Source organism: Coralloluteibacterium stylophorae (assembly GCF_018122625.2).
GTDB lineage: Bacteria > Pseudomonadota > Gammaproteobacteria > Xanthomonadales > Xanthomonadaceae > Coralloluteibacterium > Coralloluteibacterium stylophorae.
Genome location: NZ_JAGQFT020000005.1, coordinates 71,133 through 95,138 on the forward strand (window position 1 = coordinate 71,133; position 24,006 = coordinate 95,138).

At 72.6% G+C, this 24,006-nt stretch carries 14 protein-coding genes and 1 pseudogene; all 15 read left to right on the plus strand.

Features of this window, described 5'->3' with window-relative positions; all coding sequences use genetic code 11:
- Position 1: 1 nt before the first annotated feature.
- The 15 genes and pseudogenes from KB893_RS08870 (at position 2) to KB893_RS08935 (ending at position 24,005) form a co-directional block, all read left to right on the plus strand.
- Positions 2-772, plus strand: a complete 771-nt coding sequence (locus tag KB893_RS08870; RefSeq protein ID WP_211926406.1) for a ParA family protein — start codon at positions 2-4, stop codon at positions 770-772.
- Positions 772-1,947, plus strand: coding sequence for a chemotaxis protein CheW (locus KB893_RS08875; RefSeq protein WP_211926405.1), 1,176 nt, complete (start codon positions 772-774; stop codon positions 1,945-1,947). Before KB893_RS08870 ends, KB893_RS08875 begins: the two co-directional genes overlap by 1 nt.
- Positions 1,948-2,047: 100 nt before the next feature.
- A complete protein-coding gene (locus KB893_RS08880) occupies positions 2,048-2,362 on the plus strand; it encodes an STAS domain-containing protein (RefSeq protein ID WP_211926404.1) in 315 nt (104 codons plus the stop codon).
- A complete protein-coding gene (locus KB893_RS08885; protein WP_211926403.1) occupies positions 2,359-2,724 on the plus strand; it encodes a response regulator in 366 nt (121 codons plus the stop codon). The genes KB893_RS08880 and KB893_RS08885 overlap by 4 nt, the downstream gene beginning before the upstream one ends.
- A 61-nt stretch (positions 2,725-2,785) precedes the next feature.
- The gene (locus tag KB893_RS08890; RefSeq protein ID WP_211926402.1) at positions 2,786-4,813 is read left to right on the plus strand and encodes a chemotaxis protein CheA; all 2,028 of its coding nucleotides are present in this window, start codon (positions 2,786-2,788) and stop codon (positions 4,811-4,813) included.
- A gap of 468 nt (positions 4,814-5,281) precedes the next feature.
- Positions 5,282-8,152 (plus strand): methyl-accepting chemotaxis protein, encoded by a 2,871-nt coding sequence (locus tag KB893_RS18610; protein ID WP_213173618.1) that lies wholly within the window; start codon positions 5,282-5,284, stop codon positions 8,150-8,152.
- A 369-nt stretch (positions 8,153-8,521) separates the two neighbouring features.
- Positions 8,522-9,274 (plus strand): MCP four helix bundle domain-containing protein, encoded by a 753-nt coding sequence (locus KB893_RS08900; RefSeq protein WP_211928259.1) that lies wholly within the window; start codon positions 8,522-8,524, stop codon positions 9,272-9,274.
- A gap of 3 nt (positions 9,275-9,277) precedes the next feature.
- Positions 9,278-10,789 (plus strand): methyl-accepting chemotaxis protein, encoded by a 1,512-nt coding sequence (locus KB893_RS08905; protein WP_213173619.1) that lies wholly within the window; start codon positions 9,278-9,280, stop codon positions 10,787-10,789.
- Between the two features lie 167 nt (positions 10,790-10,956).
- Positions 10,957-12,096 (plus strand): OprO/OprP family phosphate-selective porin, encoded by a 1,140-nt coding sequence (locus KB893_RS08910; protein WP_211927789.1) that lies wholly within the window; start codon positions 10,957-10,959, stop codon positions 12,094-12,096.
- A gap of 251 nt (positions 12,097-12,347) precedes the next feature.
- Complete coding sequence (locus tag KB893_RS08915) at positions 12,348-14,633, plus strand: methyl-accepting chemotaxis protein (protein ID WP_211927788.1); 2,286 nt, start codon at positions 12,348-12,350, stop codon at positions 14,631-14,633.
- 168 nt (positions 14,634-14,801) lie between these two features.
- A complete protein-coding gene (locus tag KB893_RS08920; protein ID WP_246505553.1) occupies positions 14,802-17,120 on the plus strand; it encodes a methyl-accepting chemotaxis protein in 2,319 nt (772 codons plus the stop codon).
- Positions 17,121-18,318: 1,198 nt separating this feature from the next.
- Positions 18,319-18,705: pseudogene (locus tag KB893_RS18800) on the plus strand (cache domain-containing protein); the annotation flags it as partial.
- A 12-nt stretch (positions 18,706-18,717) separates the two neighbouring features.
- The gene (locus KB893_RS08925) at positions 18,718-20,496 is read left to right on the plus strand and encodes a methyl-accepting chemotaxis protein (RefSeq protein ID WP_425491154.1); all 1,779 of its coding nucleotides are present in this window, start codon (positions 18,718-18,720) and stop codon (positions 20,494-20,496) included.
- 177 nt (positions 20,497-20,673) lie between these two features.
- Entirely contained in the window at positions 20,674-22,842 is a 2,169-nt protein-coding gene (locus tag KB893_RS08930) for a methyl-accepting chemotaxis protein (protein ID WP_213173621.1), read from the plus strand.
- Between the two features lie 776 nt (positions 22,843-23,618).
- Positions 23,619-24,005 (plus strand): hypothetical protein, encoded by a 387-nt coding sequence (locus KB893_RS08935; RefSeq protein WP_211926217.1) that lies wholly within the window; start codon positions 23,619-23,621, stop codon positions 24,003-24,005.
- The last annotated feature ends 1 nt before the right edge of the window (position 24,006 follow it).

Sequence of the window (24,006 nt, forward strand, 5' to 3'; positions counted from 1 at the left end):
CATGCAGACCTGGACCATCGCCAACCAGAAGGGCGGCGTGGGCAAGACCACGACCACGCTCGCGCTCGGCCACCTGCTGGTCCGCGGCGGCCGCCGCGTGCTGCAGATCGACCTCGACCCGCACGGCTCCCTGACCCGCGCCCACGGCGTGCCGGTCGACCCCGCGCCCACCGGCGCCCTCGACCTGTTCGCCGAGCAGCCGCGTGCCATCGCCGAGGTCGCGCGCAGCACGCCGCTCGACGGCCTCGATCTGGTCGCCGCGCAGCCCGCCCTGGCCACGCTCGAGCGCCGCGGCGCCACCCAGCCCGGCCTCGGCCGTGCGCTGTCGCGCGCGCTGGCCGAACTCTCCGGCTACGACGTGGTCCTGCTCGACTGCCCGCCGACCCTCGGCCTGCTGATGGTCAACGCGCTGGCCGCGGCCGACCGCCTGATCGTGCCGACCCAGACCGACCCGCTGGCCCTGCACGGCCTCGAGGGCATGCTGCGCACCGCCGACATGATCGAACGCTCGCGCAGCCGCGCCCTGCCGACCGCGGTGGTGCCGACCCTGCACGACCGCCGCACCCGCGCCGCCCAGGACACCCTGGTGGTGATGCGCGAGCGTCACGGTGCGCACGTGTGGCCGGACGAGATCCCGCTCGACACCCGCCTGCGCGACGCCGCGGGCTTCCTCGATCCCGACCTCCGTCGCGGGCGCGGCCTGCGCGCCTACGACGATCTTCTGGACTGGCTCCTCGAGGGCGAGACGGCCCAGCGCGACCAGGTGGCCTGATGACTCCCACGACTTCCCCCGTCGACCCCATGCTCGACGACTACATGGACCTCCTGCTCGGCCCCGACCCGGCCGTGCCCGAGGCGACCAACGATGCCGCGCCGCCGGCCGAGGGCCTGCAGTCGGCGCTGGCCGATGCGATCGCGCTGGGCGAGGGCGACGAGACGCGCGCGCCGGTCCCGGCGCCGCCGGTCGCCGGCGACGCCGAGCGCGAGGCCGCGCTGGACGCGGTGCTCGACGCAGCCGGGGCGGACGACGCTCCGCCGGCGCCGGGCGATTCCGACGACCTGGAGGCGGCATTCGAGGCGGCGCTGAACCTGCCGCAGGCCGACGCTCCGCCGGCGCCGCCGGCCCCGGGCGATTCCGACGATCTGGAGGCGGCATTCGAGGCGGCGCTGAACCTGCCGCAGGCCGACGCTCCGCCGGCGCCGCCGGCCCCGGGCGATTCCGACGACCTGGAGGCCGCGTTCGAGGCGGCGCTGAACCTGCCGCAGGCCGACGCCCCGCCGGCGCCGCCGGCGCCGGGCGATTCCGACGACCTGGAGGCCGCGTTCGAGGCGGCGCTGAACCTGCCGCAGGCCGGCAAGCCGCCCGCGCCCCAGGCACCGGGCGATTCCGACGACCTGGAGGCCGCGTTCGAGGCCGCGCTGAACCTGCCGAAGGTGCGAGCGGTCCCGGCCCCGACGCCGCTGCGCGCGGCCGCCTCGACGCCGCTGACCCGTGCCGAACACGGCAGCAAGGCGCCGGTGTCGGCGCAGGGCAGCCGCTGGCTGTACCTGCGCATCGCCGGCCAGGCGCATGCGCTGGAACTGCTCAAGGTCCAGGAGGTCCTGCGCATCCCGGCGATCCAGCCGCTGCGCGGCGCCTCCACCGGCATGCTCGGCGTGATGAACCTGCGCGGCCAGATCGTGCCGGTGCTGGACCTGGGCGCGCTGCTCTACGGCCAGTCCTGCGTGCCGGACGAGGCCAGCCGCGTGGTCGTGCTCGAAGAGCGCGGCGAGACCCTCGGCCTGCTGGTGCAGGGCGTGACCGATGTCGCCACGCTCACCGCGGCCATGGTCGAGCCGCACGCGATCGTCGGCACCAGCCGCGCCGCCGGCGCCTTCCTCGGCATCGCCCGGGTCCAGTGCGGACCGGTCGTGCTGCTCGACGCCGGGCACCTGCTCGCCGCCTGAGCGAAACGCGGCGTGCATCACGCCCGGCCGCCGTCGCCGTCCTCAAGCCCGGGCGACGGCGGCCGATACACGTCCCAGAGTCCTTCCTAGAGTCACCGAGATGACCGCAGTAGATCTGGGTGCCGACCTCGGCATCGAGGCCGCCGCCGAACTGAAGGCGCGCCTGTCGGCGCACCTGGCCAGCGAATGCGGGGTGGTGCTGGCGGCGGAAAACGTCGAGCGCGTGCACACTGCCTCGCTGCAGTTGCTGAGTGCGTTCGTGCGCGACCGCCGCAAGGCCGGCCTGCGCACCGACTTCGAGGCCTGCGCCCCGCCGCTGCGGGAGGCCGCGCGCCTGCTCGGCCTCGACGTCCACCTGGGCCTCGACACCGTGGCGTCATCCGAAACAACTTCCATCCCGGAGCAGTCCAAATGAGTTCCAAGATCCTCGTCGTCGACGACTCGACCTCGATGCGGCAGATGGTGGCGTTCGCCCTGAGCAGCCAGGGCTTCGACGTCACCGAGGCCGAGGACGGCGTGGCCGCCCTCGATCGCGCCAAGGGCCAGCGTTTCTCCGCCGTCGTGACCGACGTGAACATGCCGAATATGGACGGCATCTCGCTGATCCGCGAGCTGCGCCAGCTGCCGGACTACAAGTTCACCCCGCTGCTGATGCTCACCACCGAGTCCGGCACCGACAAGAAGGCCGAGGGCAAGGCGGCCGGCGCGACCGGCTGGCTGGTCAAGCCGTTCAACCCCGAGCAGCTCGTCGCCACGGTCCGCAAGGTCCTGAGCTAGACGCGCTCCGCCACGCCGCCACACCGCCGCACCCCGCTCCCGCCACTACGCATCGATCGCCATGAACATGGACATGCAGCGCTTCCAGGCCGTCTTCCTCGAGGAGAGTCGCGAGGGCCTCGACATCATGGAAGCCGGCCTGCTCGCGCTGGAATCCGGCCAGGGCCAGCCCGACACGATCCATGCGGTGTTCCGCGCCGCGCACTCGATCAAGGGCGGCGCCGGCACCTTCGGCCTGCAGACGCTGGCGTCGCTGACGCACCTGCTCGAGACCCTGCTCGACGAGATCCGCGACGGCCGCCGTGCGCTGACCGCCGCCGCCAGCGATGCGATGCTGAACTCGGTCGACGTGCTGCGCGGCCTGCTCGGCGCGGTGGAGAGCGGCGGCGCCGAGGATGCGGCTGCGGTCGGCGCGATCAGCGCCCAGCTCAGGGCCGTGCTCGACGGCAGCGCCGCGCCGGTCCAGGCCGCCGCGCCCGCCGCCGCGCCCGCGGCGCAGGCCGAGGCCAGACCCGAGGGCTGGCGCATCGGCTTCAAGCCGCAGCCCGGCCTGTTCATGGGCGGCAACGACCCGCTGCGCATCTTCCGCGAGCTCGACGGCCTCGGCCGCTTCAGTGCCACCGCCGATCTCTCCGCACTGCCGGAGTTCGACGCGCTCGACCCACTCGCCGCGCACATCGCCTGGGACCTCGGCCTGATCGGCGAGATCCCGCGCGCCGCCGTCGACGACGCCTTCGCCTGGGTCGAGGACGAGTGCGAGCTCAGCGTCGAGCCGCTGCTGCCCGCAGCCCCGGCCGCGCCCGTGGCCGAAGCGCAGGCCGAACCGGCGGAGCAGGCCTCGGCCACCGTCGTGCCGATCAAGCCGACCGCCGACGCCGCGGCCGCGGCGTCGCCCGCCAGCGGCGGCGACGCGCAGGCCGACACCACCATCCGCGTCAGCGTCGCCAAGGTCGATGCGCTCATCAACCTGGTCGGCGAGCTGGTCATCACCCAGGCGATGCTGCAGCAGGCCGGCGGCGAGTTCGAGGCCGGCCCCGCGCAGAAGCTCCTGGCCGGCCTCGCCCAGCTCGAGCGCAACACCCGCGACCTGCAGGAGGCCGTCATCGGCGTACGCATGCTGCCGGTGTCCTCGGTGTTCCAGCGCTTCCCGCGCCTGGTCCGCGACCTCGCCGGCCGCCTCGGCAAGCAGGTGCGCCTGCAGACCACGGGCGAGTCGACCGAGATCGACAAGAGCATGATCGAGAAGATCGCCGACCCGCTGGTGCACCTGGTGCGCAACGCGATCGATCACGGCCTGGAGACGCCGGAGGACCGCCGCGCCGCCGGCAAGTCCGAGACCGGCACGCTCACCCTCGACGCCTCGCACCAGGGCGGCCACATCCTGATCGAGGTCGGCGACGACGGCCGCGGCCTGAACCGCGAGCGCATCATCGCCAAGGCCACCGAGCGTGGCCTGGCGCTGCCGGAGAACCCCACCGACGCGCAGGTCTGGGACATGATCTTCCAGCCCGGCTTCAGCACCGCCGCGGCGGTGACCGACCTCTCCGGCCGCGGCGTCGGCATGGACGTGGTGCGCAGGAACATCCAGTCGCTCGGCGGCGAGGTGGCGATCGAGAGCAAGACCGGCGGCGGCACCCGCATCCTGGTCAAGCTGCCGCTGACGCTGGCCATCCTCGACGGCATGACCGTGGCCGTCGGCGGCGAGACCTTCGTGCTGCCGCTCAACCACGTGATCGAATCGCTGCAGCCGCAGGCCGGCGACATCCGTGCGGTGCAGGGCGACGGCCGCCTGCTGCGCGTGCGCGGCGACTACATCCCGATGCGCGACATGCGCTCGCTGTACCGGCTGCCACCGGCGCCGGGCGAGGGCCGGCCGCTGGTGGTCGTGGTCGAGAGCGAGGGCCGCCGCATCGCGCTGCAGGTCGACGCGCTGCTCGGCCAGCAGCAGATCGTGGTCAAGAACCTCGAGTCGAACTACCGCAAGGTGCAGGGCGTCTCCGGCGCCACCATCCTCGGCGACGGCCGGGTGGCGCTGATCGTCGACGTCGGCGACATCGCCCGCGGCATGGCGCACCTGCAGGCGGCCTGAGCCGCCGCGCCTCCGAGCTGCAGGAGCGGCTTCAGCCCCGACCTGCGGGAGGGTGTCGGCGCCGACCCGCGTCCCGTCGCGCACCGTCGGGGCTCGAAGCCGCTCCCGGATCGGGCTCCCCGCCGTAACCCGGGACTGCACCGGCCGCTGCCGGAGCTCGCGATCGAGCCGTTGGTCCCGACATCTGCGCCCTTGCGCCCGACCCGGTCGCGGCTGAAGCCGCTCCTACGGACGCGCGGATGGTGTGCCGGCCGCAGATGCTGTGTAGGAGCGGCTTCAGCCGCGACCTGCGGGTGGGCTTCGGCACCGACCCGCATCCCGTCGCGCGCCGTCGGATTCATGCCGCCCCGCGGGCCCGCACCGCCCGCCCCGCGCATCGGAAGGACGAACGGGTGTTCAGTGCGCAGGCGCCGTGCCGATAACGACGTCGACGCCATGTGAATGGCGACGTCATGCCGGAGCGCTTCCATGTCCCTGCTGCAGTCCACCCGCTGGTCCATTTCCGCCAAGCAGTCCCTCGCCATCGCCGTGGCGATCTGCGTCGTCTTCGCCGCGCTCGCCTTCGGCGTGGCGCGGCACGTGGAGGGCGTCACGGCCGACAAGGCCCAGGCGCAGCTGCGCAGCGCACTCGAGGTGGCCGACGCCAGCGTGGCCCGCTTCCACGACAGCCTGCTCGCCGACACCGAGCGCCTCGGCCAGGCCTTCGTCGCCGCCCTGCCGGAAGGCGAGGCCGCGCTCGAGGCGCCGCGCCCGGTGCGCGGCCGTGGCGCCGCGGACGCCGGGGCCGACCCGGTGCCGGTGCTGACCTTCGGCGGTGAGCCGCTGGACGGCGAGGGTGCGCTGGTCGACCGCTTCACCGAATCCACCGGGAGCATCGCCACCGTGTTCGCGCGCGAGGGCGAGGACTTCCGCCGCGTGGCCACCTCGCTGCGCCGCGAGGACGGCGAGCGCGCGACGGGCACCGTGCTCGACCACGCCCATCCGGCCTATGCACGCATGCTCGCGGGCGAGGGCTACACCGGCACCGCGACGCTGTTCGGCACGCTCTACATGACCCGCTACGTGCCGCTGCGCGACGCCGCCGGGGAAGTGGTCGGCATCGCCTTCGTCGGCACGCCCTACGCCGCCAGCCTCGAAGCCCTGAAGGCGAGCCTGGCGGGCGTGCGCATCGGCGACAGCGGCTTCCTGCTTGCGCTCACCCGTGGCGCGGCGCCGGCGATCGAGGTGCATCCGGGCCTCCGCGGGCAGCCGGCGAGCGCGCTGGGCGAGGCCGCCACGGCGCTGCTCGCCGCCGACCCGCAGGCCGGAGGCATCGTCGCGGTCGACGGCGTCGGGCGCGACGGCGCAGTGCATGCGCAGCGTGCCCTGGTCGCCGACCCCGCCGGCTCGGGCTGGCGCCTGGCCGCGGTCATGGACGAGAGCGAGATCCTGGCCGCGGGCCAGAGCGTCGCCCGCGTCATCGCCGTCGCCGCCGTCGCCGCCACGCTGCTGCTGGCCGCGCTGGTCTACCTGCTCGCCCAGCGCATGGTGCGCCGTCCGCTCGACCGCGCCATCGGCGCCGTCGAGCGCGTGGCCGCCGGCGCCCTCGACACCCGCATGCCCGCCGCCGGCAGCAACGAGATGCTCCGGCTCAACGCCGCGATCCAGCGGATGATCGACGCGATCCGCGAGCGGATCGAGGCCGAGGCCGAGGCCGCGGTCGCCGGCGACAACCTGCGCATCCGCCAGGCGCTCGACAACGTCACCGGCAGCGTGATGATCGCCGATGCCGACCGCCGCATCGTCTACGCCAACGCCTCGGTGCAGGCGCTGCTGCGCAACGCCGAGTCCGACCTGCGCCGCGACCTGCCGGCCTTCGACGCCTCGCGCCTCATCGGCGGCAGCATCGACGACTTCCACCGCCGCCCCGAACACCAGGCGCGCCTGCTGGCGGAGCTCACCGGTACCCACAGCGCGCGCATCGTCGTCGGCGGCCGCACCATGACCCTGGTGGTCAACCCGATCGTCTCGCCCGAGGGCGAGCGCGTGGGCACCGTGGTCGAGTGGAACGACCGCACGGCCGAGGTGGCGGTCGAGGACGAGGTGGCGCGGATCGTCGCCGCCGCGCAGCGCGGCGACCTCGACGCGCGCATCGACCTCGCCGGCAAGCAGGGCTTCCTGCTGCAGCTCTCCGAGGGCATGAACCGCGTGCTCGACACCACCCGCGACGGCGTCGGCGCGGTGCAGGACATGCTCGCCGCGATGGCCGAGGGCGACCTCACCCGCCGCATCGACCGCGAACTGCCCGGCACCTTCGGCCGCATGCGCGACGACGCCAACCGCACCGCCGCGCACCTGGCCGAGATCGTGCGCGGCATCCAGGTCACCGCCGGCACCATCCGCGACGCCTCCGGCGAGATCGCTTCGGGCAACCAGGACCTGTCCGGCCGCACCGAGGAGCAGGCCGCCTCGCTCGAAGAGACGGCATCGTCGATGGAGGAGCTCACCTCCACCGTGCGCCAGAATGCCGAGAACGCGCGCCAGGCCAACCAGCTTGCGCAGGGCGCGGGCGAGGTGGCGGTGAGCGGCGGCAGGGTGGTCGAGGAGGTGGTGACCACGATGGGCGCGATCAGCGAATCGTCGAAGAAGATCGCCGACATCATCGGCGTGATCGACGGCATCGCCTTCCAGACCAACATCCTGGCGCTCAACGCCGCGGTGGAAGCCGCGCGTGCGGGCGAGCAGGGCCGCGGCTTCGCCGTGGTGGCGTCGGAAGTGCGCAGCCTCGCCGGCCGCTCGGCGGACGCGGCCAAGGAGATCAAGGCGCTGATCGCCGACTCCAGCGAGAAGGTCGAGCTGGGTTCGGAGCTGGTGAACCGGGCCGGCGCGACCATGACCGAGATCGTGAGCTCGGTGAAGCGCGTCACCGACATCATGGGCGAGATCACCGCGGCCAGCGCCGAGCAGAGCGCGGGCATCGAGCAGGTCAACCGCACGGTGACCCAGCTCGACGAGACCACGCAGCAGAACGCGGCGCTGGTCGAGGAAGCCTCGGCGGCCGCGCGCAGCCTGGAGGAGCAGGCCGGCGAGCTGGCGGCGTCGGTGGCGGTGTTCCGGGTCGAGCAGGCCGTGCAGCAGGCGGCCACGGCGGCCCCGCGCACGGCGGCGCCTGCAAAGGCGGGCAAGGTGGACTCCGCCAAGGCGATCAAGCCGGCGCAGCCCGCCAGGCCGGCCGACGCGGCGGTGCCGAAGACGGCGGCGCCGGCAACGAACGCGAAGGCACCCGCGGCACCGGCCAGGCCGGTCGTGCGCAGGCCGGAACCGGTCCTGGCCGACGACGGCGACTGGCAGGAGTTCTGACGCGCCTTTGCTTGAAGCCTTCCCCCTTGCGGGGAAGGCTGGGATGGGGGTGCGCGAAGCGCTCGCGGGTGCCCCGGACCAGCGAGCACGCGGCTGGCGCCGCGCCACCTCTCCCCAACCCCATCCCGCGGGGGGAGGGCGCCAGGTGCGCTTCGGTGCGCGCACGTAGCAAAGCCGAACGCCCGCCGACCGTTCGTCGGCCGCGGCCTCAATCCCGGCGCGCTCCGGGCCGATAACCGAATCGCACATGGAGTGTGATCGGGAGCAAGGGCGCAGCAGCCAGTCCGCGCCACCTACGACGCGACCCGCTCGGCAGCACCCTAGCCGACGGATGTTTCCAACAGAAGACGCCCACTCCAGGACCTACCGATGCGCTGGTTCAACGATCTGCCGATCACCTACAAGCTGCTGGCGAGCGTCTCGCTCGCGGCCCTGCTCACCCTCGTGCTGAGCCTGTTCTCGTTCCAGCGCCTCAACGACGCGCACCGTCAGATCGGCGCCATCGCCGGCGAGGACATTCCCAAGGTGCAGGCGCTGGGCGATATCCGCGGCTACCTCGGCGAGCTGCGTACCTACGAGCTGGCCCTGGTGTCGACGCAGAATTTCGGCGAGTACGAGCCGAGGTTCGCGGCGATGGACACCGCCATCGCGGGCGCGCGCGAGCAGTATGCGAGCCATCTCGATCCGGATGCCGACCGCACGCGCTACGAATCCATGCGCGGCGCGATCGATGGCTATCTCGCCGCGTCCGCCCGCCTTCTCGACGCAGCACGCGCCGGCGACTACGAAGCCGCCGCGGCGATCTCCAGCGACGAGTCGCGGCCGCAGCGCCGCGTGACGTTCGCCGCGATCGACGCCCTCACTGCCGCCGACCGCGAACACCTCGACGCAGACCTCGCCGCCTCCGAGGCCGCCTTCGTGCAGAGCCGCAACGCGCTGGTGGTGCTGACGCTGGCCGCGGTCGGCATCGCGCTGGGTGCGGGCTTCTTCATCTCGCGCCGGATCGGCGTCGCGCTCGGCGAGGCCACCGCGGTGTCGCGGGCGATCGCCGAAGGGCGCTTCGACAGCCGCATCGAGGCGACCTCGCGCGACGAGACCGGACGCCTGCTGGAGAGCATGTAGCGCATGCAGGCCCAGCTGCAGGCCTATGCAACCGCGCAGCTGGAGCTCGAGCGCCGGCACGAACGGGGCGAGATCAGCTACCGGATCGACGCCGGCGCCTTCCGCGGCGCCTACGCCGAAATGGCCGCCAAGACCAACGACCTCGTCGCCGCGCACCTCGCGGTCAAGATGCAGCTGGTCGACCTGATCGAGCAGTACGGCCGCGGCGACTTCAGCCGCGACATGCCGGAGCTGCCCGGCGAGAAGGCGCGCATCACCGAGGCGATGCGCCGCGCCAAGGTTGCGCTGGTCGGCATCAAGGACGAGATCCTGGTGCTGTCGCAGGCTGCGGCGCGCGGCGACTTCGGCGCGCGCGGCGCGGCGGAGCGGTACGAGAACGGCTTCCGCGAGATGGTGGTGGCGCTCAACACGCTGATGCAGGAGGCCGATGCCGGCCTGTCCGACGTCGGCCGGATCATGGGTGCGATCGCCGACGGCGACCTCACCCAGCGCGTCGAGGCGCAGTACCAGGGCGCATTCGGCACCCTGGCCGCCGACGCCAACCGCACCGTCGAGCGCCTGACCGACATCGTGCGCGGCATCCAGTCCGCGGTGTCGTCGATCAGTACCGCCGCCGGCGAGATCGCCAGCGGCAACCAGGACCTGTCCGGCCGCACCGAACAGCAGGCCGCATCGCTGGAAGAGACGGCGTCGTCGATGGAGGAGCTCACCTCCACCGTCCGCCAGAACGCCGAGAACGCGCAGCAGGCCAACCAGCTCGCGCGCGGCGCGGGCGAGGTCGCGGCCAGCGGCGGCAAGGTGGTCGACGAGGTGGTGACGACCATGGGCGCGATCAGCGCCTCCTCGGCACGCATCGCCGACATCATCGGCGTGATCGACGGCATCGCCTTCCAGACCAACATCCTTGCGTTGAATGCGGCGGTGGAAGCCGCGCGCGCCGGCGAGCAGGGGCGGGGCTTCGCCGTGGTGGCATCGGAAGTGCGCAGCCTCGCCGGGCGTTCGGCGGATGCGGCCAAGGAGATCAAGACGCTGATCTCGGACTCGACGGAGCAGGTCGAGCTCGGCTCCGACCTGGTCGCGCGCGCCGGCAGCACGATGAGCGGGATCGTGACGTCGGTGAAGCGCGTCACCGACATCATGGGCGACATCGCCGCGGCCTCGAGCGAGCAGCGCGCCGGCATCGAGCAGGTCAACCACGTGGTCACCCAGCTCGACGAGACGACCCAGCAGAACGCCGCACTGGTCGAGGAGGCCTCGGCCGCCGCGCGCAGCCTCGAGGAGCAGGCCGGCGAGCTGGCCGCCGCGGTGGCGGTGTTCCGCATCGAGCGCGCGGCGACCCGGGCCGCCGCCACGCCGGCGTCGTCGACGTCGGTCGCCGCTGCCGGGCAGCGCATGCCGGCGCCGCGCGCCGCCGCACCCGCGGCCAGGCCGATGTCGACGCCGAAGCAGAAGCCCGAACGCGCCGCGGCCCTGGCCGCCGTCGGCGGCGACGACGGCGACTGGCAGGAGTTCTGACCCCTCCGCGCGGGCGTCGCCTGCTGGCGGCGCCCGCACACCCCGGCGCGCCGTGTCCGCGGGCGCCACGCATCCCGCACTTCCCACCCCGCCCCACGGCCGCCCGCCACAGGCCTCCCGTCCCATCATCACGCTCCGGCCTGCGCCGGGGCGCAGGATCCGCACGCATGCGCTCCCAGCTCCTCGTCCTCACCCTCGGCCTCGTCGCCGGGCCCGCCCACGCTCAATGGCCCGCAATCACCGCGGCCACCCCGATCGGCGACAGCGAACTCGCCTTCACCGCCAACTGGGCGTACGACCACAACGCCTTCCATCACGTCGGCGAGTTCGGCAGGGCCGACGGCTTCCGCAACGACTCGCACTTCCGCCGCCGCGAGACCGGCTTCGTCCTGCGCAGGAAGGGCGTCTACGACTTCACCCTGCAGTACGACTTCGAGGCCGAGGTGTGGATGGACGTGGCGTTGCGCCTGCAGTCGGAGGCGTTCCTCGGGCGCGACGTCGGCGCGCTGCGGCTGGGCCAGTTCAAGACGCCGGTGGGCTTCGACAGCGTGGGATCCTCGCGCAACGCGCCGTTCCTGGAGCCGGCCCTGCCGGTGCAGGTGGCCTACGCCGGCCGCCGCGTCGGCGCCGAATGGTCGCTGCAGCGTCCGCACGCGTTGGCGAGCGTCGCCTGGTTCGGCGGCAACGACCTCGAAGGCGACAACGCCGGCCAGACCGCGGCGCTCCGCGCCGCCTGGGTGCCGCGCAACGCCGCCGGCGACGTCCTGCACCTGGGCGTCGCGGCCAGCCGCGAGGAGCCCGACAGCGCCAGCTTCCGCATGCGCGCGCGGCCGGAGGCCGGGCTGACCCTGGTGCGCCTGGTCGACACCGGCAGCCTCGAGCACACCGAGGCGATCCACCGCGTCGGCCTGGAAGGCCTGTGGATCGAGGGGCCGTGGTCGCTGCAGGGCGAGGTGCTCGACGTGCGCGCGGCGCGCGGCGACGGCTTCGCCGACGTCACCGGGCGCGGCGCGTACGTGTTCGGCAGCTGGGTCGTCACCGGCGAGTCGCGCGGCTACAACGGCTACGCCACCAACGTGGTGCCGGCGGCGACCTCGGCGCTCGAGCTGCTGCTGCGCTACAGCGCACTCGACCTCGACGACGGTGGCACCCGCGGCGGCTGCCAGTCCGACTGGACCGTCGGCGCGAACTGGTACGTCGGCCGCAACCTGAAGTTCCAGGCCAACTACGTCTTCGCCCACAGCGACCGCCAGGGTGTGGTCAGCGATCCCGAGGTCTTCGGCCTGCGCGCGCAGCTGTTCTTCTGAGCGGCGGGCGCAGGGCGCAGGGCGGGCAGCGACCCGCGTGCGGAGTTGAGGCCGGCGCAGGAAGTTGAACGGCCGCGCCAGGTGCGGCATCGGCGTCTGGCAGACGCCGATGTCCATTCTGTGAAGCCGGTGTGGCAAAACGGGCTTCCAACGGTCAAGCGGACGCACCGCGCGGCCGATACCGGTGGTGCGGGGCGGGCCCAAGGCCGACGGCCCCGCACCCCATATCCGCCCCCGGAAACACCCGCCCCATGACCGCCTTCCTCCAGCGCTTCCGCGTCGGCCAGCGCCTCGGCGCCGCCTTCACCCTGCTTGTCGCCCTGCTCGCCGTTCTGGCGGCCATCGCCTTCTCGGGCATGCAGAACATCGAGAGCCACCTCGAGAACATCGTCGAGGACGACATCCGCAAGTCCGCGCTGCTCAACGAGATGATCGACGCCAACAACGCGATCGCCCTCGCCATGCGCAATGCGGTGCTCCTTCAGGATGCCGCCGCACTCGACGCGCAGCGCAAGGTGCTCGAGGCGTCCCGTGCGAAGTACACCGCCGCGCGCGAGCAGCTGGAGGCGAATCCGCCCAGCGCCGCCGCCGCCCCCATCCGCGCCGAGATGAAGGCGGCGCGCGAGGTCACGCGTCCGCTCAACGACCGCGTGCTGGAGCTGGCTTTCGCGGGCGACACCGTGACGGCCACGCAGCTCCTGATCGAGGAGGCCGCGCCCGCCATGGAGCGCTGGCAGGCGGCGCTGATGAAGAATCTCGCGCTGCAGCGGACCGACTCGGCGGCGGGCTACGCCGAAGCGCGCGGCAGCTACGAGGCGGCGCGGACACTCCTGTTCGCGCTGACGGCGGTGGCGGTGCTGCTGGCCGCCGCCTGTGGCTGGCTGATCACCCGCAGCCTGACCCGTCCGCTGTCGGAGGCCACGCGCGTGGCGGACGCCATCGCCGGAGGCGACTTCAGCAGCGTCATCGATGCGCGTGCGAATGACGAGACCGGCCGGCTGCTGGCCAGCATGCAGCGCATGCAGGTCACGCTGCAGTCGTATTCGAAGGCGCAGCTCGAGATGGGCGCCCGCCATGATGCAGGGCAGATCAGCCACCGCATCGACGCGAGCGCCTTCCGCGGCGCCTACGCCGAGATGGCCGGCACCACCAACGCCCTGGTGGAGTCCCACATCGTGGTCATGCAGGAACTCGCTGCGCTGGCGCAGCGCTATGCAGTCGGCGATCTGTCCGACGACATGCGCGACCTGCCCGGCGAGAAGGCCGCCATCACCGAAGCGATGCAGGCGACCAAGCAGAACCTCTCTGCGGTCAACGCACAGATCAGGACGCTGGCGGATGCCGCGGCGGCGGGCGACTTCGGCGCGCGCGGCGACGAGTCGCGCTACGACTTCGCGTTCCGCGAGATGGTGGCGGCGCTGAACCGCCTGATGCAGGAGGCCGATGCCGGCCTCGCCGACGTCGGGCGGGTGATGGGCGCGATCGCCGAGGGCGACCTGACCCGGCGCGTCGAGCGCAGCTACCAGGGCGCCTTCGGCCGCCTCGCCGCCGACGCCAACCGCACCGCGGACCAGCTGACCGACATCGTGCGCGGCATCAAGGGCTCGGTGGAGTCGATCAACACCGCCTCCGGCGAGATCGCCGCGGGCAACCAGGATCTCTCCGCCCGCACCGAGCAGCAGGCCGCGTCGCTGGAGGAGACGGCGTCGTCGATGGAGGAACTGACCTCGACGGTCAGGCAGAACGCCGAGAACGCACGCCAGGCCAACCAGCTCGCGCAGGGCGCGGGCGAGGTGGCGGTGGACGGCGGCAAGGTGGTCGAGGACGTGGTGAGCACCATGGGCGCGATCACCGAGTCCTCGAGGCGGATCGCCGACATCATCGGCGTGATCGACGGGATCGCCTTCCAGACCAACATCCTGGCGCTCAACGCGGCGGTGGAAGCCGCGCGCGCCGGCGAGCAGGGGCGCGGCTTCGCGGTCGTCGCGTCCGAGGTGCGCAGCCTCGCGCAGCGCTCCGCGGATGCGGCCAAGGAGATCAAGGCCCTGATCGCCGACTCCAGCGAGAAGGTGGAGCTGGGTTCGGAGCTGGTGAATCGCGCTGGGGCGACGATGACCGAGATCGTCAGCTCGGTGAAGCGGGTCACCGACATCATGGGCGAGATCACCGCGGCCAGCGCCGAGCAGAGCGCCGGCATCGAGCAGGTCAACCGCACCGTGACCCAGCTCGACGAGGTGACCCAGCAGAATGCGGCGCTGGTCGAGGAGGCCTCCGCCGCGGCACGCAGCATGGAAGAGCAGGCCGGCGAGCTGTTCGCGGCGGTCGCGGTGTTCCGGCTGGAGCCGGGCGTGCCGGCCGCGAAGGCCGCGTCGGCCGCGCTCGGGAAGAAGGCGTCTGCGAAGAAGCCCGCGGCCGCACCCGCGGCACTCGCTGCTCGCGTGAGCGAACGGCCCGCGCCGCAGGCGGCGGCCAGGCCGACCGCGCCGAAGAAGCTTGTCGCCGTCACTGCCGAGGATGGCGACTGGCAGGAGTTCTGACGCCGGATGCGACGCGGCCGCACCGGGTGCGCCGCGTCGTCCGCCGAGGAGACGGCCGGTCCAGGTTTTCGGAGATGGACTCAAGCGCCTCCCGCGCAGGCCGATAACGACGGCAGCCGCCTCCCCTTCGCGGCGCCAGAGAGCCCGTCCGTGAATCCTGTCACCTACCTGCGTCGGCGCCTCGCCGACCTCTCCCTCAACCGCAAGTTCGTCGTGCTGTGCGTACTGCTGGCCTGCGGCGTCGTGACGCTGTCGGTCATTGCGGCGCGCATGCAGTACCTGGACCTGTTGGACGCCCGCCAGGACCGCGTGCGCACCCAGGTCGACATGGGCATGAACGTGCTGCGCCACTACGCCGCGGAGGCCGCCAGCGGCGCGCTGACCCGCGAGCAGGCCCAGGCCGAGGCGCGCATTGCACTTGCGCAGATGCACGCCAACGACGGCGTCGACTACTTCTTCGTGCTCGGGCCCGACCTGCACATGGTCGTGCACCCGAGCAAGCAGGGTCAGGACATGCACGGCGAGGTCGATGCGAACGGCTTCGAGCCGTACACCGCGATGCAGGAGGCGGCGAAGGCCGGTGGCGGGTTCACCACCTACCTCACCTCCAAGCCGGGCGCCGAGGGCGACTTCGCCAAGGTCACCTACAGCGCGCTGCTCGACGACTGGCAGTGGACGCTCGCGATGGGCGTGTACATCGACGACGTGCAGGCCGAGGCACTGGCCTTCACCGGCGTCCTCACCGTCGCCGGCGCCGCCCTGATCGCGATCATCGCGGGCCTGTGCTGGGTGATCGCGCGTCTCATCGCACGTCCGGTGCGTGCGGCCACCGCCGCCGCCGAGTCGATCGCCGCCGGGCGCATGGACGTCGACCTGGAAGGCGAGTCCCGCGACGAGGTCGGTCGCCTGCTGGAGAGCATGCGCCAGATGCGCGCGCGCCTGCAGGCGGTGATCGCCGCGCAGGTCGAACTGCAGCACCGCCACGAGGCCGGCGAGATCAGCTACCGGATCGACGCTTCGGCGTTCGCCGGCGCCTACGCCGAGATGGCGGAGAAGGCCAACGACCTCGCCGCCGGCCACATCGCGGTGCAGACCCAGGTGGCCGACCTGGCGCAGCGCTACGCCGTCGGCGACCTCAGCGAGGACATGCCGGAGCTGCCGGGCGAGAAGGCGGCGCTGACCGAGGCCATGCGCACCACCAAGCGCAACCTCGCCGCCATCAACGACGAGATCCAGCGCCTGGCCGGCGCCGCCGCCCGCGGCGACTTCGGCGCGCGCGGCGACGAGGGCCGCTACGACTACGCGTTCCGCGACATGGTCGCCGCGCTCAACGCGCTGATGCAGGAGGCCGACGCGGGCCTGACCGACGTCGGCCGCGTGATGTCCGCGATCGCCGAGGGCGACCTGACCCGGCGCGTGGACCGCGCGTACCAGGGCGCCTTCGGCAGGCTCGCGGCCGATGCGAACCGCACGGCGGAGCAGCTCACCGGCATCGTGCGCGGCATCAAGGGTTCGGTCGACTCGATCAACACCGCCTCCGGCGAGATCGCTTCGGGCAACCAGGACCTGTCCGGCCGCACCGAGGAGCAGGCCGCCTCGCTCGAAGAGACGGCATCGTCGATGGAGGAGCTCACCTCCACCGTGCGCCAGAACGCCGAGAACGCCCGCCAGGCCAACCAGCTCGCGCAGGGCGCGGGCGAGGTGGCGGTGAACGGCGGCAGGGTGGTCGAGGAGGTGGTGACCACGATGGGCGCGATCAGCGAATCGTCGAAGAAGATCGCCGACATCATCGGCGTGATCGACGGCATCGCCTTCCAGACCAACATCCTGGCGCTCAACGCCGCGGTGGAAGCCGCGCGTGCGGGCGAGCAGGGCCGCGGCTTCGCCGTGGTGGCATCGGAAGTGCGCAGCCTTGCCGGCCGCTCGGCGGACGCGGCCAAGGAGATCAAGGCGCTGATCGCCGACTCCAGCGAGAAGGTCGAGCTGGGTTCGGAGCTGGTGAACCGGGCCGGCGCGACCATGACCGAGATCGTGAGCTCGGTGAAGCGCGTCACCGACATCATGGGCGAGATCACCGCGGCCAGCGCCGAGCAGAGCGCGGGCATCGAGCAGGTCAACCGCACGGTGACCCAGCTCGACGAGACCACGCAGCAGAACGCGGCGCTGGTCGAGGAAGCCTCGGCGGCCGCGCGCAGCCTGGAGGAGCAGGCCGGCGAGCTGGCGGCGTCGGTGGCGGTGTTCCGGGTCGAGCAGGCCGTGCAGCAGGCGGCCACGGCGGCCCCGCGCACGGCGGCGCCTGCAAAGGCGGGCAAGGTGGACTCCGCCAAGGCGATCAAGCCGGCGCAGCCCGCCAGGCCGGCCGACGCGGCGGTGCCGAAGACGGCGGCGCCGGCAACGAACGCGAAGGCACCCGCGGCACCGGCCAGGCCGGTCGTGCGCAGGCCGGAACCGGTCCTGGCCGACGACGGCGACTGGCAGGAGTTCTGACGCGCCTTTGCTTCAAGCCCTTCCCCTTGCGGGGAAGGCTGGGATGGGGGGCGCGAAGCGCTCGCGGGTGTCCCGGACCAGCAAGCACGCGGCTGGCGCCGCGCCCCCTCTCCCCAACCCTCCCCCGCGAGGGGGGAGGGAGCCGGGTGCGCTTCGTGAGGAGCCGACCCGCACGCCACGCGCCCTGCCTAAGCCCCTTCCCCCCTTGCGGGGGAAGGTTGGGATGGGGGGAGGCGCGAAGCGCTCGCGGGCGCATCGAACCAGCAAGCACGCGGCTGCGCCGCGCCCCTCTCCCAACCCTCCCCCGCGAGGGGGGAGGGAGCCGGGTGCGCTTCGTGGAGCCGACCCTGCACCCCATGCGCCCCTGCCTTCAGCTCCTTCCTCCTTGCGGGGGGAAGGCTGGGATGGGGGGGGGGCGCGAAGCGCTCGCCGGCGCGCCGAACCAGCAAGCGCGCGGCTGCGCCGCGCCCCTCTCCCCAACCCTCCCCCGCGAGGGGGGAGGGAGCCGGGTGCGCTTCGTGAGGAGCTGGCCCGCACGCCACGCGCCCTGCCTAAGCCCCTTCCCCCCTTGCGGGGGAAGGTTGGGATGGGGGGAGGCGCGAAGCGCTCGCAGGCGCACCGAACCAGCACGCACGCGGCTGCGCCGCACCCCTCTCCCCAACCCTCCCCGGGAGGGGAAGGGAGCCGGGTGCGCTTCGTGAGGAGCCGGCCCGCACGCCACGCGCCCTGCCTAAGCCCCTTCCCCCCTTGCGGGGGAAGGTTGGGATGGGGGGAGGCGCGAAGCGCTCGCAGGCGCACCGAACCAGCACGCACGCGGCTTTGCCGCGCGCCACACCCGAACTCCCGCACGAGGGGGAGAGAGCAGATCGCGGAGCCCGCGTCGCGCTTGTGCAAACGCACATCCGACGCCTGTCACGGTTCCGCATACCGCATGTCGTCGCGATGTAAAGACGCCGTGATCCGGATCCGATAAGTCGAGGGACGGTCTGCCCGTACCCATCGCGGGCGCGCCGTGCAGGCATCTCCCCGATCGGCTCCCGGCATCGCACTCATGACCAGGCTCTCCGTTCCCGAATCCCTCCTCGCCCGCTTCGGCGGGGCTGGCGTGCGCGCGCGCTTCCAGCTCCTCGGCGGCCTCTGCGTACTGGCGCTGGTCGCCATCTGCGGCTTTGCGCTGGACGCGCAGTACCGCGCGCTGATGGGCGAGCGCCAACGTGCGGTGCAGGCGACCGTCGACATCGCCCACGGCGTCGTCCAGCACTACGTCGATCTCGCCGAGGCGGGCACCCTGCCGCGCGAGGAAGCCCAGGCGCAGGCGCTGGCCGCGGTCCGTGCACTGCGCTACGGCGGCAACGAGTACTTCTGGGTCAACGACATGCATCCGCGCATGCTGATGCATCCGATCAAGCCCGAGCTCGACGGCACCGACCTCAGCAGCAACGCCGATCCCAACGGCAAGCGCCTGTTCGTGGTGTTCGCCGAGACGGTGCGTGCGCACGGCGCGGGCACGGTCGACTACCTCTGGCCGAAGCCGGGCTCGGACACGCCGGTCGAGAAGGTCTCCTACGTCCGCGGCGTGGACGCCTGGGGCTGGGTGATCGGCTCCGGCGTCTACATCGACGACGTGCAGGCCGCGTTCCGGGCGCTGGCCCTGCGCCTGGGCCTGATCCTGCTGGTCGCCGCGGTGGTGCTCGGCGTCGTGTTCTGGCTGACCGCGCGCGCCATCACCCGGCCGCTGGACGATGCGGTCGGCATCGCCGGCGCCATCGACGAGGGACGCCTCGACAATGCCATCCGCCCGCGCGGCAGTCGCGAGACGCGGCAGCTGCTGGCGAGCCTCGCCACCATGCAGGACCGGCTCGGCGAACAGATCGGCGAGATCGAGCGCGTGCTGCGCGAGAACGCCTTCATCGCGAAGGCGCTGGACGACCTCGACACCATGGTGCGCATCGCCGATCCGGACGGGCGGGTGGTCTTCGCCAACCGCGCGCTGCTGCGCATGGTCGAGCGCATCGAGCCGGAGGTACGCCAGTTCCGACCCGGCTTCCGCGCCGCGGACTTCGTCGGCGGCAGCATCGGCGACATCTATCCGGACGCGCAGGCCGCGGTCGAGCGCATGCGTGCGCTCAAGGAGACGACGAAGATGCGTGCGCCGTTCTTCGGCCGGCAGATCGACTTCGTCTACAGCCCCATCCTCGACGCCGACGGCCGCCAGCTCGGCACCATCGCGCAGTGGCTCGACGTCACCGGGCAGGCCCAGGCCGAAGCCGAGCTCGGCCGCGTGCTCGAGGCCGCGAATGCCGGCGACTTCTCGCGGCGCATCGATGTCGCTGGCATCGACGGCGTACTGCGGCCGCTGGCCGAGGGCGTCAACCGCCTGTCTGACACGGTCGAAGCCAATCTCGGCGTGCTCGCCGGCGTGCTGCGCGCGCTGGCCGATGCCGACCTCACCCGACGCATCGACGGCGAGTACGAGGGCGTCTTCGGGCGGATGCGCGACGACGCCAACCGCACCGTCGACCGCCTGGCCGAGATCGTGCGCAGCATCCAGACCAGCGCGGGCAGCATCCACACCGCCTCGGGCGAGATCGTCGCCGGCAACCAGGACCTCTCCGCACGCACCGAACAGCAGGCCGCGTCGCTCGAGGAGACCGCGTCGTCCATGGAGGAGCTGACGTCCACCGTGCGCCAGAACGCGGAGAGCGCGCGCCAGGCCAACCAGCTGGCGGCAGGCGCCGGCGAGGTCGCGGTCCGCGGCGGCCGGGTGGTGGACGAGGTGGTCACCACGATGGGCGCGATCAGCGCATCGTCGAAGAAGATCGCCGACATCATCGGCGTGATCGACGGCATCGCCTTCCAGACCAACATCCTTGCGTTGAATGCGGCGGTGGAAGCCGCGCGCGCCGGCGAGCAGGGCCGTGGCTTCGCCGTGGTGGCGTCGGAAGTACGCAGCCTCGCCGGCCGCTCGGCGGACGCGGCCAAGGAGATCAAGACGCTGATCTCGAGCTCGGTGGAGCAGGTCGAGCTCGGATCGGAACTCGTCACCCGTGCCGGCAGCACGATGGGCGAGATCGTGGCCTCGGTGAAGCGGGTGACCGACATCATGGGCGAGATCACCTCGGCCAGCGCCGAGCAGAGCGCGGGCATCGAGCAGGTCAACCGCACCGTGAACCAGCTCGACACCGTGACCCAGCAGAATGCCGCCCTGGTCGAGGAAGCCTCCGCCGCGGCACGCAGCATGGAAGAGCAGGCCGGCGAGCTGGCGGAGGCGGTGGCGGCGTTCCGGCTCGCCGATGCGCCGCCCAGCAGCGGACCGGCGCGCATCGTTGCGCTGGTGTCGGAGCAGATGAGCCAGATCACCGCCGCCACCCGCTGATCCGTCTCGTTCACGGCACGCTGTGCAGGGGCTGTGAATTCATGCATATACGGGTGGGACGATCCGGCGCGCCATTGAGCGTATAGATGGAGCGATAGCCGCCGCTAAAGAAGCTCGGACGTCACCCGACGTCCCCGCGCCGATTCCGGCGCGCGTCCTCGACAGGTGGAGAGCTTCATGCGTGTGGGTGATCTGAGGATCGGGCAGCGTCTGGCGCTGGCCTTCGGCGCGGTGATCGCACTGCTGGTGGTGCTGACGGCCGTGGGCGTGCATCGGGTCGCGCAGATCGATGCCGGGCTGGCGACGATCAACGCGGTCAACAGCGTCAAGCAGCGTTACGCGATCAACTTCCGTGGCAGCGTGCACGACCGCGCCATCGCCCTGCGCGACGTGGTCCTGCACGGCGACCCGCAGGCGCGCGCGCAGGCCGGCGCCGACATCGACGCGCTCGCCGTCGCCTACGCGGACTCCGCCGCGCCGATGGACGCGCTGTTCGCCGGGGGCGCGAACGTGGACGCGCGCGAGCGCGAGATCCTCGACGGCATCAAGGCGGTCGAGGCCCGCACCCTGCCGCTGGTCGCCGAGGTGCGCGCGCTGGCGGAGGCGGGCGAGGCCGAGGCCGCCCGCGTCCTGCTGCTGGAGCAGGCGCGCCCGGCCTTCGTCGAATGGCTGGCGCGCATCAACGCCTTCATCGATCTCGAGGAGGACAAGAACCAGGCCGAGGCCGCCGCGGCGATGGCTACCGCGCACGGGTTCGCGACGCTGATGCTGGCGCTGACCGCGCTCGCGCTGGTGGCCGGTGCCGGCGTGGCCTTCTGGATGACCCGCAGCGTGACCCGTCCCCTGCGCCAGGCGCTGGACGTCGCCGAGCGCGTGGGCAACGGCGACCTCGACAGCCGCATCGACACCGTGCGCCGCGACGAGACCGGCCAGCTCCTGCGCGCGATGCGCCGCATGCAGGACCGTTTGGTGGCGTTCTCCGCCGCGCAGGAAGAGATCGCCGCGCGCCACGACGCCGGCGAGATCAGCTTCCGCATCGACGCCTCCGCGCATCCGGGCGTCTACGGCCGCATGGCGCAGGACGTCAACGACCTGGTCGCCGCGCACATCGCGGTGAAGATGCGCACCGTCGCGCTGATCGAGCGCTACGCGGTGGGCGACTTCGCCGAGGCCATGGACCGCCTGCCCGGCGAGAAGGCGCGCATCACCCGCACCATGGACACCGCGCGCGACAACCTGGTGGCAATCGGTGCGGAGGTCGCGCGGCTCGCGGCCGCCGCGGGGCAGGGCGACTTCGCGGTCCGCGGCGATGCCGGCCGCTTCGAGTTCGGCTTCAGGACCATGGTCGAGGACATGAACGGGCTGATGGCCACCGCCGACGCCAACCTCGCCGGGATCTCGCGGGTGCTGGCCGCACTGGCGCAGGGCGACCTGGCGCAGCGCATGGAGGGGAGCTATCCCGGCGTGTTCGGCCGCATCCATGCCGACGCGCGACGCACCGTCGAGCAGCTCGGACGCATCGTCGGCGACGTGCAGGAGGCGGCCGGCGCCATGCGCGCGGCATCCGGCACCATCGCCAGCGGCAACGCCGACCTCGCCGTGCGCACCGAGGCACAGGCCGCCTCGCTGGAGGAAACCGCCGCCTCGATGCAGGAGCTCACCGCCACCGTGCGGCAGAACGCGGAGAACGCGCGCCGCGCGGACGCGCTGGCGCGGGGCGCCGGCGAGGTCGCGGCCGACGGTGGCCGCGTGGTCGACGAGGTGGTGGCGTCGATGGGCGCGATCAGCGAGTCGTCGAAGAAGATCGCCGACATCATCGGCGTGATCGACGGCATCGCCTTCCAGACCAACATCCTGGCGCTCAACGCGGCGGTGGAAGCCGCGCGCGCCGGCGAGCAGGGCCGCGGCTTCGCGGTCGTCGCTGCCGAGGTGCGCAGCCTGGCCCAGCGTTCGGGCGACGCGGCGCGCGAGATCAAGGCGCTGATCTCCGAGTCGGTCGGCCAGGTCGAGAGCGGCGCCGGCCTGGTCGACCGCGCCGGCACCACCATGCGCGAGATCGTCGCCGCGGTGCAGCGGGTGACCGCGATCATGGCGGACATCAGCGCGGCATCGGGCGAGCAGAGCGCCGGCATCGAGCAGGTCGACCGCACCGTGACCCAGCTCGACGAGGTCACCCAGCGCAACGCCGCCGCCGTCGAGGAAGCCTCCGCCGCCGCCCGCCGCCTGGAGGAGCAGGCCGTGGAGCTGGCCGGCGCCGTGGCGGTGTTTCGCCTCGCCGGCGATGCCGACACCGGCGGACGCACCGCCCCCGCACTCGCCGCCCCGATGACGGCCCACGCCGCCTGAGCGGGCGCTGCGCGCGACCGTTCTTCCGGCGAGGGGGGAGCAGGTCACTCGTCAGGGAGCCGGTGTCCGACCCCGCGCACCCCCGCTCCTGGCCCCTTCCCCCCCCTTGCGGGGGAAGGCTGGGATGGGGGGAGGCGCGAAGCGCCGCTCACACATGCGGAGAGCGAAAGCCGCGGCTGCGCCGCACCCCCACCCCGACCCTCCCCCGCAAGGGGGAGGGAGCAGTCCGTGTTGCGTGGGAAGTTGGTGCCAGGCCTCGCACGCCCCTGCTTTGGCCCCTTCCCCCCTTGCGGGGGAAGGCTGGGATGGGGGGAGGCGCGAAGCGCCGCTCACACATGCGGAGAGCGAAAGCCGCGGCTGCGCCGCACCCCCCACCCCGACCCTCCCCCGCAAGGGGGAGGGAGCAGTCCGTGTTTCGTGGGAAGTTGGTGCCAGGCCTCGCACGCCCCTGCTTTGGCCCCTTCCCCCCTTGCGGGGGAAGGCTGGGATGGGGGGAGGCGCGAAGCGCCGCTCACACATGCGGAGAGCGAAAGCCGCGGCTGCGCCGCACCCCCACCTCATCGCTCCCCCACAAGGGGATGGAGCAGTCCATCCCCTCATGGAACGCCGGTGCCAGCCCATGCGCCCGCACCTCCGATCCCTCTCCCAACCGGCAAAGCGCGATCGCGCTCACGTTTCATGCACGGCCCCTAAAGGGATGCGGGCCGCGGCCGATAGAGCGGGCGTCGGGTCCCTCGGGTCCCGCCCTTCCCCGCCCCATCCCGGAGATCCACGTCATGTCGTTCCGTTTCCTCACCCTCGCCCTGCCGCTCGCCGGCCTGCTCGCCTTCGCCGCCGTCGAGGCGCGCGCCGCCGACATGATCCCGCCGGAGATGGCGACCCGCTTCGTCGGCAAGGACGGCATGGTCTGCGGCAAGGTCGAGAAGGCCAAGTACGCGCAGAACTCCGAAGGCGAGCCGACCTTCCTGTACATGGGCGGCGCCTTCCCGCGCCACACCTTCTCCGCGCGGATCCCGGGCAGCGTCCGCGCCCAGTTCAATCCGGCGCCGGAGGCCCTGGAGGGCAAGGACGTCTGCGTGATCGGCTCGATCGCCCGCGACGCCTCGCGCGCCGAGATCGTGGTCGCCGGTCCGGCGAACGTGAAGCTCGCGACGATCAACTAAG